The sequence below is a fragment of the Ochrobactrum sp. P6BSIII genome (genome assembly GCF_014138065.1).
Taxonomy (GTDB): domain Bacteria; phylum Pseudomonadota; class Alphaproteobacteria; order Rhizobiales; family Rhizobiaceae; genus Brucella.
On record NZ_JACGXB010000002.1, the window covers coordinates 382,527 to 395,335 of the forward strand.

The window sequence follows — 12,809 nt, forward strand, 5'->3', positions numbered from 1 at the left end:
AAACGGGCTGGCGTTGAACGGTTTTACCCCAATATCTTGGGGCACGTCATGAATGTAACTTCTGGACATTCTGCATCGAAAGATGTGTCAGGAAGTTCACAATCTACTGCAACATCAGGATTAGAACGAATGAACAATAGTCATCTCGCATCCATCAAGAAGCGTCGCACCCAGTATGCTCTAGGCAAGAACCTCCCGCTCGCCAAGGAACAGGTTGCAGAACTGATCCGTGAAGCCGTCAAGCACACGCCTTCGTCGTTCAACTCCCAGAGCTCGCGTGCAGTCATCCTGTTTGGCGCTGAAAGCGACAAGCTGTGGAACATTGCCAAGGAAGAGCTGCGCAAGATCGTTCCTGCCGACGCATTTGCACAGTCGGAAGCCAAACTTAACAGCTTTGCAGCCGGTGCTGGCACGGTTCTGTTCTTTGAAGACCAGAACGTGGTGAAGGGCCTTCAGGAACAGTTCGCGCTTTATGCCGACAACTTCCCGGTCTGGTCGGAACAGTCGGGCGGCATGGCTCAGCATTCGGTCTGGACTGCCCTCTCCGACGCCGGTATCGGCGCGAGCCTGCAGCACTACAACCCGCTGATCGACGCAGAAGTCGCCAAGACCTGGGATATTCCGTCGTCGTGGAAGCTGCGCGCCCAGATGCCGTTTGGTTCCAACGAACAGCCTTTCGGCGAAAAAGCCTTCATGGATGATGGTGATCGCTTCAAGGTATTTGGCTGATCCCGAATTTAAAAAACTGAGATGAGGCCGGAGATTTTCTCCGGCCTTTTCTTTTTTGCGGGCACAATATTACCTGATCAGCGCAGTCTATATTGTGAACCTTCCCTAAATAGGAATCTAATAGCGCGGCGCCAGAGCGAGTCGCGGATATCCGGCTTCTCAGACTACGAGGCGCATTTTCTATGCATGGTCCGGCCCGAATGATGGCCGTGACCGAAGGGGAAGTTGCATGACCACCGGAATCCTGTCCTTCAATCATCGTCACCATGGCGATACCGTCTCCAGAACGACCATCCAGTCTGGCTTTGCGCAGCGTCTGTTGCGCAGCACAATTCCCGCCGCGCTGGCCTTTGGCCTGTTGCTGTCGGCAGCGCCGAAATCGGTACAAGCCGCCACGCCAGCCGATACGCTGGTCATCGCCATGGGTATTGATGACGTCATTTCGCTCGATCCCGCGGAGGTTTTCGAAATCACCACGTCGGAAGTGCTCACCAGTACCTATGAGCGTCTGGTGACGACGGACACCAAGGATCCGACCAAGATCATCCCACAGATCGCCGAAAGCTGGACGTTCTCGGACGATGGCCGCTCGATCACGTTCAAGATTCGCAAAGGCCTGAAATTCGCCTCTGGCAATCCGTTGACGGCGCAAGATGCAGCCTATTCGCTGCAACGCGCGATCAAGCTCGACAAAAGCCCAGCGTTCATTCTCAGCCAGTTCGGCCTGACACGCGACAACGCCGATCAGAATATCGTTGCTCCCGATGACGAAACACTGGTCTTCACGACTGGAAAAGCGTTTGCGCCAAGCTTCGTTTTGAACTGCCTGACCTCCAGCGTTGCGTCCATCGTGGACAGCAAGCTGGTCAAAGAGCACGAGCAGAAGGCCGAAAAGACCGACGCTTATCCTTACGATACCGATTTTGGCTATGAATGGCTGAAGACCGGCTATGCGGGGTCTGGCCCATTCGCTTTGAAGCAGTGGCGCGCCAATGAAGTGCTGCTTCTCGAACGCAACGAGAATTATGCCGACGCCAAGCCCGCTATGAAGCGGGTCATCTATCGTCACGTGAAGGAAGGCAGTTCGCAGCGTCTGCTCTTGCAAGCAGGCGATATCGATATTGCTCGCAATCTGGAACCCGGCGATCTGGAAACGCTGAGCAAGGACGACAAGTATCACGTTCTCGCAGCGCCAAAGGGCCGTGTTTATTATCTCGTTGCGAACCAGAATGTGCCCGAACTGGCCAAGCCGGAAGTGCGCCAGGCAATCAAATATCTCATCGATTACAACACCATCGAATCCCAGCTCATCAAGGGTATTGGCCGCACGCATCAATCCTTCCTGCCAACCGGCATGTTCGGCGCGGTGGATGACAAGCCTTTCACCTATGACGTCGACAAGGCCAAGGAACTATTGGCCAAAGCCGGTCTGAAAGACGGCTTCAAGGTGACACTCGATGTCCGCAACACGCAGCCCGGCGTCGGTATTGCCGAGAACATCCAGCAGACCATGAGCAAGGCTGGTATCGACGTGGAAATTCTGCAAGGCGACGGCAAGCTGACAACGACCAAGGTGCGCGCACGCAAGCATCAGCTCGCACTCGGCATCTGGGGCCCGGATTATTGGGACCCGCATACCAATGCCGTGACCTTCACCAACAATCCGAACAATGGGGAAGACGTCTCCATGCGCACCAACGCCTGGCAAGCGCATTGGGAGATCCCTGAACTGACGGCGGAAACCATGGCTGCCGCCGAAGAGCGCGACACGGCCAAGCGTGAGGCCATGTATCATGATCTTCAGAAGAAGTTTCAGGAGACCAGCCCGTTCGCAATCCTTTATCAGCAGATCGAAACAGCTGTGACCGGCGCGAATGTGCATGGTTTCAACATGGTCGCCGACGCCAACTACGTTCAAACGGTGACGAAGGACTAATCAAAAAGACCGGGCATCCTGCGATGCCCGGTCTTCTCTTTTAAACCACTGCGAATTCTTATTTCTGATCGTCGAAACTGAATGGTGGCAATTGCACAAGCGCTGACTTCAGTGCTTCGGACCAGCTTTCCGATACCGTCTGGTAATAGGGATCCGTTGCCTCAAAGCGCCGCTGCATGCCCGTCTTGAGGCTGTCGGTTTCGTAAATCTGCATGTCCAGCGGAAGCCCGACGGAGAGATTGGCCTTCAGCGTGGAATCGAACGAGACGAGCAGCAGCTTCACCGCTTCCTCGAAGCTCATATCCTGCTGATAGGCGCGCACCAGAATGGGCTTGCCATATTTGTTCTCGCCAATCTGGAAGAATGGCGTATCGACCGAGCTTTCGATGAAGTTGCCTTCCGGATAGATATAGAACAGGCGCGGCTGGCCGCCCTTGATCTGCCCACCCAGAATGAAAGACGCGCCGAATGCATCGGCCGCCTTCTGGCCACCGGTCGCGGAATTCTGGATCACTTCCTTGACCGTATCACCGATCAGCCGCGCAACCTGAAACATGGACGGAGCATCGAATACCGACGGGTGTCTGTCGGCAGGCGCCTTCATTCGCTCTTCCAGAAGGCTGGCGACGGATTGGGTCGTGGCAAGATTGCCAGCCGAAAGCAGGACGATGACGCGGTCGCCGGGCTTCGACCAGCTCCGCATCTTGGAAAAAGTGGAAATATTATCGAGCCCCGCATTCGTCCGGGTGTCGGACATGAACACAAGGCCACGATCAGTTTTCATTCCAACGCAGTAGGTCATCAGCAGTATCCGGCAGGCAATATCATCGTTCTTGTCCGATCACTGCCCTACATTGATGTGAACCGCAAGGCTTTCAGCCGTTCCACCGAGCCTAACCCCCGAAATTGGGGCTGCATCGCGATAGTCGAGCCCCGTCGCCAGACGCACATAACGGTCATTCGGGCAGATATTGTTGGCCGCATCGAATCCAACCCAACCAAGCCCATCGATATGTGCTTCCGCCCAGGCATGACTGGCCGTCTGGTCTTCCACCCCCTCCATCATGAGATAGCCGGAGACATAACGCGCGGGAATACCGAGAAGCCGCGCAACCGACAGGAAGATGTGGCTGTGGTCCTGACAGACACCTTTACCTGCACCCAGCGCCGTTTCCGCATCAGTGAAAACGCTGGTCGTGCCAGGCACATAGGCCACGTTCGCATGGACGCGGTTCATCAGATCGTGCAATAGCGCAAGCCGTTCCATCCCGGTTGAAAGTTCGCCTGCCAAAGCGCGAATGCCCTCACCCGGCAGCGTCAATTCTGTTTCGCGCTCGAACAGCCACAATGGCGCATAGCCATAGACCGGACCGAGCACGCCAGCACGGTCTTCAACCTCGACACTGCCGCTGGCGGTGATGATAATCTCGCTGATATTGCGATGGTGCTGCACCAGATCGGTCTTGTTGCCAAAACCGTCAATATAAGAGACTTCCGGCTCGCCGCCTTCGATCTTCACTTCCCAGTGCTTCACGACCTGTCCCGGCACGGTCGGCGGCCGCAAACGCAAACGCTGCACCGCATAGGGCACCGGATGTTCATAAGCATAATGCGAAACGTGCCGGATTTTAAGATGCAAGCGAGGACCTCAATAGAAATTATAGGTTTCAGCGATCTCGTTGCCGAGCCGGTTGTTGCACTTGATGAAGTCCGTCAGGAATTCATGCAGTCCCACATCGAAGATGGCACTTATGTCCTGATTTTGCAGTGTCGAAAAAATCTTCTCCCCTGTTTCATGACAGGTGGCATTGTTGCCGTAGTCCTTGGACAGGAAATCCAGATGCTCGTTGATACTGCGATAGCAATAGTTCAGCGAGCGCGGCATGCGCCCGTTCAGGATCAGATAGTCAGCCACATGGGCAGGACGATAATCGCCCTCATAAACCCAGCGATAGGAGCGATGCGCCGAAACCGAGCGCAGGATCGATTCCCACTGATAATTATCAAGTGTCGTGCCGACATAGGATATGGCTGGCAAAAGCACATAATATTTCACGTCGAGAATGCGCGCCGTATTGTCGGCGCGCTCTATGAAAGTGCCCAAGCCCGCAAAATCGAAAATCTCGTTGCGCAGCATGGTGCCGTGAAAAGCACCACGGATCAGTGCAGTTTCGCGTTTGATCTGGTCGAGAAGCGGCGGCAGGTCGCTTTCCTTCAAAGGCTTGCTCAGCGACTTTTTCAAAAGCATCCATGCTTCATTGACGCTTTCCCATGCTTCACGCGTCAGCGCGGTGCGCACCATGCGCCCATTGGAACGCGCTGTCTCAAAACACGACATCACGCTCGATGGATTGCTGGTGTCCCGCAACAGGAAATCAGCAACATTTGCAGCATTGTATGCATCATATTTGGCGGAAAAGGCCTGACTCGCGCCCGCCGACACCACCACGGAAGACCATTCCTCCGGTGCATCGGACGTCTTGGTCAGCGCCATGCGCAATCCGGCATCCACCAGGCGGGCCATGTTTTCCGCCCGTTCGATGTAGCGGAACATCCAGAAAAGCCCGTTTGCCGTGCGGCCTAAAAGCATGAAATCATTCCCCTTGTTGAGCCTTTTCGGCTCCGTCTTCGCGCTCCGGTCTTGATGCCGGGTTCCACGCATACAAAATCGTATTCACGTAACGTCTAGTCGTCCAGAACCCAGGTATCCTTGGTGCCGCCACCCTGACTGGAGTTCACAACGAGTGATCCCTCCTTCAACGCCACTCGGGTCAAGCCGCCGGGCGTGATGCGGATACGATCGGAAACCAGCACGAAGGGACGTAGATCGACATGGCGCGGCGCCAGACCCTTTTCCGTAAAGATCGGGGTCGTGGAAAGCGCCAGCGTCGGCTGTGCGATATAGTTGCGCGGACGGGCCTTGAGCTTCTTCGAAAAGGCTTCCCGTTCCGCCTTGGTGGAAGCAGGCCCGACCAGCATGCCGTAACCGCCAGAACCATGCACCTCCTTGACGACGAGATCGGCAAGATTGTCGAGCACATAGGCCAGACTGTCCGGTTCCGAACAGCGCCATGTCGGCACGTTTTCGAGGATCGCCTTGCGTCCCGTATAGAACTCGACGATTTCCGGCATGTAGGAATAGATCGCCTTGTCGTCCGCGATGCCGGTGCCCGGCGCATTGGCAATGGTGATATTGCCCGCGCGATAGACATCCATGATGCCGGCAACCCCGAGCGTCGAATCCGGACGGAACGTCAGTGGGTCGAGATAAGCGTCGTCCACGCGACGGTAAAGCACGTCGATGGCGCGATAGCCCTGCGTGGTGCGCATCGCCACGCGCCCGTCGACGACCCGCAGATCGCTTCCTTCCACCAGCTCGACACCCATCTGGTCGGCCAGAAACGCATGTTCGAAATAGGCGGAATTATAAATGCCGGGCGTCAGCACCGCGACGGTCGGCACGCCCTGTGTGCCGGGAGGTGCAACACTGGCCAGCGACTGGCGCAGAAGTTGCGGATAGTTCTCGACCGGACGCACCTTGACGTTCTGGAACAGCTCCGGGAAAAGCTGCATCATCGTTTCGCGATTTTCCAGCATATAGGAAACGCCGGATGGCGTGCGGGCATTGTCCTCCAGCACATAGAACTGGTTCTCCGCCGTGCGCACGATATCGACGCCGATAATATGCGTATAGACATTACCGGGCGGACGAAAACCGATCATTTCAGGCAGAAATGCCTCGTTCTTGGTGATCAGCTCCTTGGGGATGCGCCCTGCCCTGATGATTTCCTGCCGATGATAAATATCGTCAAGAAAGGCATTGAGCGCCATGACGCGCTGTTCGATGCCCTGCGACAGACGTCGCCATTCCTGACCGGAAATAATCCGCGGGATAATATCGAAGGGAATAAGCCGCTCTGCGGCTTCCTGATCGCCATAGACCGCAAAGGTGATACCGGTCTTGCGAAAGACGCTTTCAGCATCATGAGACTTCTGCAAAAGCTTGCCAGAATCCTGGCCGTCGAGCCACTGTTTGAGAAATTCGTAAGGTGGGCGGACATTCCCGCCATGGTTGAGCATTTCGTCAAATGGCTTCACTTAGTACCCCTTTTTTCGCTATTATTCGGCGCGGTTTCAGGGAAAAGCAAGCGTTGAAATCATATAAAAGTGCAAAGCAGGGTTGCGCAATTCGTCGTGATGACAACAGACGAAAGGCAATGTAGAATCCCGTCCAAATCGGGAATCGCTGGGCGATTTTTCTTAGCTAGGACGATGCGCCTTAACGATGGCAGGGTCGGTTTCGATGCGGCCTGCACCGATCAAATCCAAACAATACGGGATAGCGGGAAAGACCGCCTGCAAGGTCATTGCGATGGATGCTGGCTTGCCCGGCAAGTTCAAAATGAAACTCTTGCCGCGACTGCCTGCCGTCTGGCGCGAAAGAATGGCCGTCGGCGTCTGTTCCAGACTGACGCGACGCATCAACTCGCCAAAACCCGGCAATTCCTTGTGCAGCACAGCGTGCATCGCTTCCGTTGTCTCATCGCGCGGGCTCGGGCCTGTGCCGCCGGTGGTCAGGATCAGATCACAAGCCTCGTCGTCGCAAAGCGCAATCAGCGTATCGCGTACCGACGCCATCCCGTCGGGAATGACGCGCTTTATCGTTTCATATGGCGTGACGATTGCGCTCTTCAGCCATGCTTCGATGGCAGGACCGCTCAGATCCTCATATTCGCCGCGACTTGCACGGTCAGAAACGGTAACAACGCCGATTTTCAAGGTCTTATCCTCACATCCGGTAAGCCGAAACGCTTATAACGTCCGACGACCGCAATGTGAAGGCCGCCTTATCGGTTTAGGCTCAGCTTTGTTGAATCAAGTTAGCGCTCTAACATTTTGTTTTTACGCGTATCTTCTCTCAAAACCGTTTCACAGTTCTTCGGTTGTGCTCTATCATCGCCGCTTATGCGTATATTGCTTGTCGAAGACAATCTGACCCTCGCGAGCTGGCTTGCCAAAAGCCTGCAACAGTCGAATTACAACGTCGATACGGTTCACGATGCCGCCGACGCTGAACAGGCTTTGGCTTTCACGGAATATAATCTCGTCATTCTTGATCTCGGCCTGCCGGACAAGACCGGGCTGGATGTGCTGGAGCAGATACGCAAACGCGGTAATGAAGTGCCGGTCATTATACTCACCGCCAATGCGAGCCTCGATGGTCGTATTCGCGGGCTGGACGCCGGAGCAGACGATTATCTTGCAAAGCCCTTCGAACTAAGCGAGCTGGAAGCGCGTATTCGTGCGCATCTGCGCCGGGCAAGCCAGCGCACTGCACCGGTCGTCACTTGCGGCTTGCTGCGCTTCGACACCAATACCCGGCTGTTTTCGGTGGGAGAGGATGCGCTGCCGCTGGCACCCAAGGAACATGCGGTGCTGGAACAGCTGCTGCGCCGGATTGGAACCACCGTCAGCAAGGCGACACTGGTTCAGGGCATCTATGATTTTGACAGCGAGACGGACGAAAATGCCATCGAAATCTACATTCACCGATTGCGCAAAAAAATCGAAGGCAGCAAGGCGGAAATCGTGACATTACGCGGCCTTGGCTATCTTCTGCGTGACGCAGGCTGATATGGCTCGCCTTTTCTCCAGACTGTCCCAAAGTCTTCGCGCCCAGCTTGTCTCGTGGATTGTTGTGCCGCTGATCGTTGTGGCGGCCCTCAATCTCTGGACTGCGTGGCGCTCCTCGGAAAATATCGCAGGCATCGTCTCCGACCGGATGCTGACAGCTTCGGCCCGTGCAATTGGCGAAGCGACCGCCGCGTCGCACGATGCCATTGATGCCGTGATACCGCCGGTCGCTCTGGAAATGTTTTCGACAGGCTACGGAGACCGCGTTTATTATCGCGTCGAAACGTCGGATGGCCGCCTTCTGGCTGGTTATCCCGATCTGCCGAAGCCCGCGATAATCACCAACTATGATCCGCAGCATTATCTGGGGACCTATCGTGACCACGCATTGCGGCTCGTGGTTTTGCGCCACCCCGTTGCCGCTTCTTCGAACCTGCCGCAAGCTATCGATGTCATCGTCGGTGTGACCATGGCTGGTTACGATGCCATGCAGCGCGATCTCTGGCTGCATTCGGTATGGCAGCAATCCCTGCTCATCATCGCAGCGGGCGCTTTATCCCTGCTGGGGCTGCGTTTCGTGTTGCGCCCGCTCATCCGGCTGCGCAACGAAGTGCGCAATCGCAAATCGGAGCTGGAGGCCTTCGATCCTCAGACCGTGCAGACGGAATTGCGACCGCTGGTCACCGCGCTCAACCAATATATGGAGCGAGTACGCAAGCAGATGTCGGCGCAGCGCCGGTTTATCCAGAACGCTGCGCATCAGCTTCGAACCCCGATTGCCACGCTGACGACGCAGGCGAGTTTTGCCGTGCGCACGACCAGTGAGGATGATCGAAATGAAGTGCTCGTCAGCCTCAAAAGCACGGCCATGCAACTCTCCCGCCTCGCCGCGCAATTGTTGACGCTATCGCGTGCGGAGCCCGGCAGCAGGCGCCCGCGCGCCGACCGGATCGATCTGGCCGAAGCCGGAAAGCAGGTGCTGGAAAGCCTTGCCGGAAAGGCCTTCGACCGCAATATCGATCTTGGCTTCGATCTGAAAACGGAGAATGCAACGGTCTCAGGCGATGGCACGATGCTGCGCGAAATGATCGTCAATCTGGTGGACAATGCCCTCAGCTACACACCACAAGGCGGCATGGTGACCTTGAGCATCGATGGCCAGAATGGTCAGGTTCGTATCATGGTCGAAGATAACGGCCCCGGCATTGCGGTTGCGGAGCGCGAACATGTGTTCGAGCGCTTCTATCGTGTGCCGGGAACGGTTGCTGAAGGAAGCGGTCTCGGCCTTGCCATCGTACGGGAAGTTGCCGATGCGGCGGATGGCGATGTGCAGCTTCAGGAAACGAAAGGCGGCGGGCTTACGGTCATTGTGACCTTGCCCGCCGCCTGATTTAAGAGCATTTCCAGCAAAAGTGCGAAGCGGTTTTGCGTAGGATAATGCGTGAAAACAAACGGATAGAGCGGTTCCGACGGAACCGCTCTATCAATTCTCAGTTTTTGTTATCACCTGCCCTGTTCGGACAGAGCCTGCGGACGCCACTTGACGAGATGGTTTTCGATCAGCGTGATGATGTATTCGACCACCAGTGCCAGCACGGCCAGAATGACCATGGCGGAGAAAACGCCATTGGCATTGAACGAGCCCTGCGCCGTCGAAATCATCAGGCCAACGCCCTTCTTGGCGCCCAGAAATTCACCAACCACAGCACCGACAAGCGCGAAGCCGAAGCTGACATGCAGGCTGGCCAGAATCCAGCTCATGGCCGAGGGGATAATGACCGAGCGGGTGATCTGCGACGGCGAAGCGCCGAGAATCTGCGCATTGGCGATCAAGGCGCGATCCGCTTCGCGGACACCCTGAAACGCATTGGCGAAGACCACGAAGAACACCATGACCACGGCGAGTGCGACCTTGGAGGCCATGCCGAGACCGAGCGCGATGATGAAGATCGAGCCGAGAACAACACGCGGGATCGAGTTGGCGATCTTGATATAGATCGAAAACACATCGGCCAGAAACTTGTTACGACCGAGAATGATGCCGCAGATGACACCGCCGACAGCACCGATGAGGAAGCCGAGTACGGTTTCTTCAAGCGTCACGATGATCTGCTCGGAAAGCGGACCCTGCGATGTGCCTTCCGTGATCCAGATCCATATCTGGTCAGCGATGCCCGACGGGCTGGCAAAGAAGAACGGATCGATAAAGCCCGTGCGTGCGCCCAGTTCCCAGCCGCCAAGGACCGCGAACAGAATGGCGAGGCGAACGAGAATAACGACGGCGCGACGCTGGCGCGACTTGGCGCGGAAGGTCGCTTCCGTGCGGGCGAGTTCCGCAGCGCTGCCATTGGCCTGAGCGCCCGCGGGAGAAGCAAGAGTTTGTGCGGTCATGTCGGTTCCTCCCGGTTTTATTTGCCGCTTGCCAGCGCGCGCTGCTGGCCGATCTGCACTTCTTCACGCAGGTCGTCCCAGATCACTTTTGCGATTTCGACGAATTTGTCGTCGTAACGAATGTCTTCCATGACGCGCGGGCGGGGAATGTCGATATTATAGACGCTCTTGACCGTGGCCGGTCCGGCGGTCAGCACGTAAACCTTGTCGGCAAGCGCGATGGCTTCTTCGAGGTCGTGGGTAACGAAAATCACCGATGCACCCGATTGCTGCCAGAGATCAAGCAACTCACCCTGCATCAGCGTGCGGGTTTGAATGTCGAGCGCGCTGAACGGCTCGTCCATGAGCAGGATTTTCGGCTCATTGATGAAGGTCTGGGCCAGCGCCACGCGCTTGCGCATACCGCCAGAAAGCTGATGCGGATAGTGCTTTTCAAAGCGCGCAAGACCAACGCGGGCAATCCAGCTGCGCGCCTTTTCATAGGCTTCTTCCTTGCCCATGCCGCGATAGCGCGGGCCGGCGCTCACATTGTCGATGACATTGAGCCAGGGAAACAGCGCATCCGCCTGAAACACAAAGCCGATATCGGGGCTGATGCCCTCGATGGGCTGTCCCATCAGGCGCACTTCACCGGCGCTCGGCTTGGCAAGACCGGTCACGAGATTGAGCGTTGTGGACTTGCCGCAACCCGTGGGGCCGACGACGCAGGCAAACTCACCCTTGCCGACATGCATGGTGAAATCGCGCAGTGCCGTCATCATCTTGCCGTCGGGCGTGACGAAGCGTCGGGTCACATTGTTGAGTTCGATTGCGGGCGCGCCATTACCGGCTTCGTCGCGCGCAATGGTTTTCGGGGCTTCCATCAGCATAGGTTCCTCGCGGATGTGCGGCACCGCTCGCGCGCAATACTTGTTACTGCGCGCCTGCAATGCTGTTGAATGTGTTTGGGTCGGCGGGACTGACGTTCATTTGCGAACGCCAGCCGGGGGCCCGCTTACTTCGCGGCGTCGAGCGTCGCGTTAGCCTTGTCGACAAATTCCGTCGTATAGGTCTTCGACAGGTCGATCTGCTTTTCCTGCAACGGCTTCTTGAAGGTTGCGAGCACCTTCAGAACGGTTTCCGGACCATCCTTCGGCATACGGCCATCCGGCGTGTACTGCGCCTTGCCTTCAGCCAGACCCTTCACATAAAGGTTCTTGTCGCCGACATAGTAATCTTTCGGCATCTGATCGGCGATTTCTTCGGCGCTGTGCGAAGCGATGTAACGCATGGTCTTGACCAGAGCATTAGTCAGCTTCTGCGCTTCTTCCTTATGGGTTTCGAGCCAGGCCGACTGCACATAGAAGGATGCTGCCGGGTAAGGTCCGCCAAGCGCTTCGGCGGTCTTTTCCGGCGTGCGCATATCGACCAGAACCTTGGCTTCACCAGTCTTGAGCATGGTGGCAATCGTCGGCTCGGTGGTCATACCGGCCTGAATAGCGTCCTGCTTGATGGCTGCGATGAAGGTATTGCCCGCGCCAACCGGCAGCAGCGTGTAATCGCCCTGCTTCAGCCCGTTGCGCACGGCCAGATACTGCGTCAGGAAGTCTGTGGAAGAGCCAAGGCCCGTCACGCCCAGCGTGTGGCCCTTGAAATCGGCAGGCGACTTGATCTGGTCGGCATATTTCGTCGAAACCAGTTCCACTTCGCCCGGTGCCTGGCTGAACTGCACGATGGACTGGATGAACTTGCCCTTCGACTGAAGATCGATGGTGTGGTCGTAGAAGCCAACCACGGCCTGCGCGGCTCCGGCAAGCAACTCGTTCTCGGCGTCCACGCCTGCGCGGCTGTTGATCAGCTCGACGTCGAGACCTTCATCCTTGAAGTAACCAAGCTTTTCGGTCAGTACAGCTGGCAGATAAATCTGCTTTTCCATGCCGCCGACAATAACCGTCAGTTTTTCGGCATGCGCAGCACCGGCGCCGAGCGCCATGACACCGCTCAAAAGCGCAGCGCGCCAAACAAGCCGAAGCGAATTCGTTGAAATTTTCATATAGGCTCCTCCAAGGAATGCTTCAGTCCGGCAAAAGCCGAACCCTCCTCCTGATATGCAGCCGATTCCTCTAATCGGTCGAGAATG

12 protein-coding genes are annotated in these 12,809 nt (G+C 56.5%); 4 read left to right on the forward strand and 8 right to left on the reverse strand.

The window, feature by feature from the left end:
* Nucleotides 1-129 precede the first annotated feature (129 nt).
* Together FHW00_RS04130 and FHW00_RS04135 are read left to right on the forward strand one after the other, a co-directional pair.
* Nucleotides 130-729, forward strand: a complete 600-nt coding sequence (locus FHW00_RS04130) for a nitroreductase family protein (protein ID WP_078337017.1) — start codon at nucleotides 130-132, stop codon at nucleotides 727-729.
* Nucleotides 730-958: 229 nt separating this feature from the next.
* On the forward strand, nucleotides 959-2,665 hold the full coding sequence (locus FHW00_RS04135) for an ABC transporter substrate-binding protein (RefSeq protein ID WP_078337018.1): 1,707 nt from the start codon (nucleotides 959-961) through the stop codon (nucleotides 2,663-2,665).
* 58 nt (nucleotides 2,666-2,723) lie between these two features.
* On the opposite strand, the gene FHW00_RS04140 is transcribed toward FHW00_RS04135, so the two are convergent.
* The 5 genes from FHW00_RS04140 to mog form a co-directional block, all read right to left on the reverse strand.
* Nucleotides 2,724-3,467, reverse strand: coding sequence for a proteasome-type protease (locus tag FHW00_RS04140; RefSeq protein WP_078337019.1), 744 nt, complete (start codon nucleotides 3,465-3,467; stop codon nucleotides 2,724-2,726).
* A gap of 39 nt (nucleotides 3,468-3,506) precedes the next feature.
* Nucleotides 3,507-4,304: a transglutaminase-like domain-containing protein gene (locus FHW00_RS04145; RefSeq protein WP_113533462.1), complete on the reverse strand. Its 798-nt coding sequence runs from the start codon at nucleotides 4,302-4,304 to the stop codon at nucleotides 3,507-3,509.
* Between the two features lie 9 nt (nucleotides 4,305-4,313).
* Entirely contained in the window at nucleotides 4,314-5,255 is a 942-nt protein-coding gene (locus FHW00_RS04150) for an alpha-E domain-containing protein (protein WP_078337020.1), read from the reverse strand.
* 95 nt (nucleotides 5,256-5,350) lie between these two features.
* A complete protein-coding gene (locus tag FHW00_RS04155) occupies nucleotides 5,351-6,763 on the reverse strand; it encodes a circularly permuted type 2 ATP-grasp protein (protein ID WP_078337021.1) in 1,413 nt (470 codons plus the stop codon).
* A 162-nt stretch (nucleotides 6,764-6,925) separates the two neighbouring features.
* Entirely contained in the window at nucleotides 6,926-7,444 is a 519-nt protein-coding gene (gene mog, locus FHW00_RS04160) for a molybdopterin adenylyltransferase (protein WP_078337022.1), read from the reverse strand.
* Between the two features lie 186 nt (nucleotides 7,445-7,630).
* Between mog and FHW00_RS04165 the strand changes: the two genes are divergently transcribed.
* Both FHW00_RS04165 and FHW00_RS04170 read left to right on the forward strand, forming a co-directional pair.
* Nucleotides 7,631-8,299, forward strand: a complete 669-nt coding sequence (locus FHW00_RS04165) for a response regulator (RefSeq protein ID WP_078337023.1) — start codon at nucleotides 7,631-7,633, stop codon at nucleotides 8,297-8,299.
* Between the two features lies 1 nt (nucleotide 8,300).
* Entirely contained in the window at nucleotides 8,301-9,689 is a 1,389-nt protein-coding gene (locus FHW00_RS04170) for a sensor histidine kinase (RefSeq protein WP_078337088.1), read from the forward strand.
* Nucleotides 9,690-9,802: 113 nt separating this feature from the next.
* On the opposite strand, the gene FHW00_RS04175 is transcribed toward FHW00_RS04170, so the two are convergent.
* The 3 genes from FHW00_RS04175 to FHW00_RS04185 form a co-directional block, all read right to left on the reverse strand.
* A complete protein-coding gene (locus FHW00_RS04175) occupies nucleotides 9,803-10,690 on the reverse strand; it encodes an ABC transporter permease (RefSeq protein WP_078337024.1) in 888 nt (295 codons plus the stop codon).
* 17 nt (nucleotides 10,691-10,707) lie between these two features.
* Entirely contained in the window at nucleotides 10,708-11,559 is an 852-nt protein-coding gene (locus FHW00_RS04180; protein WP_078337025.1) for an ABC transporter ATP-binding protein, read from the reverse strand.
* Nucleotides 11,560-11,684: 125 nt separating this feature from the next.
* Nucleotides 11,685-12,722 carry an ABC transporter substrate-binding protein gene (locus FHW00_RS04185; RefSeq protein WP_078337026.1) on the reverse strand — a complete coding sequence of 346 codons (1,038 nt, stop codon included), beginning with the start codon at nucleotides 12,720-12,722 and terminating at the stop codon, nucleotides 11,685-11,687.
* Between the last annotated feature and the right edge of the window lie 87 nt (nucleotides 12,723-12,809).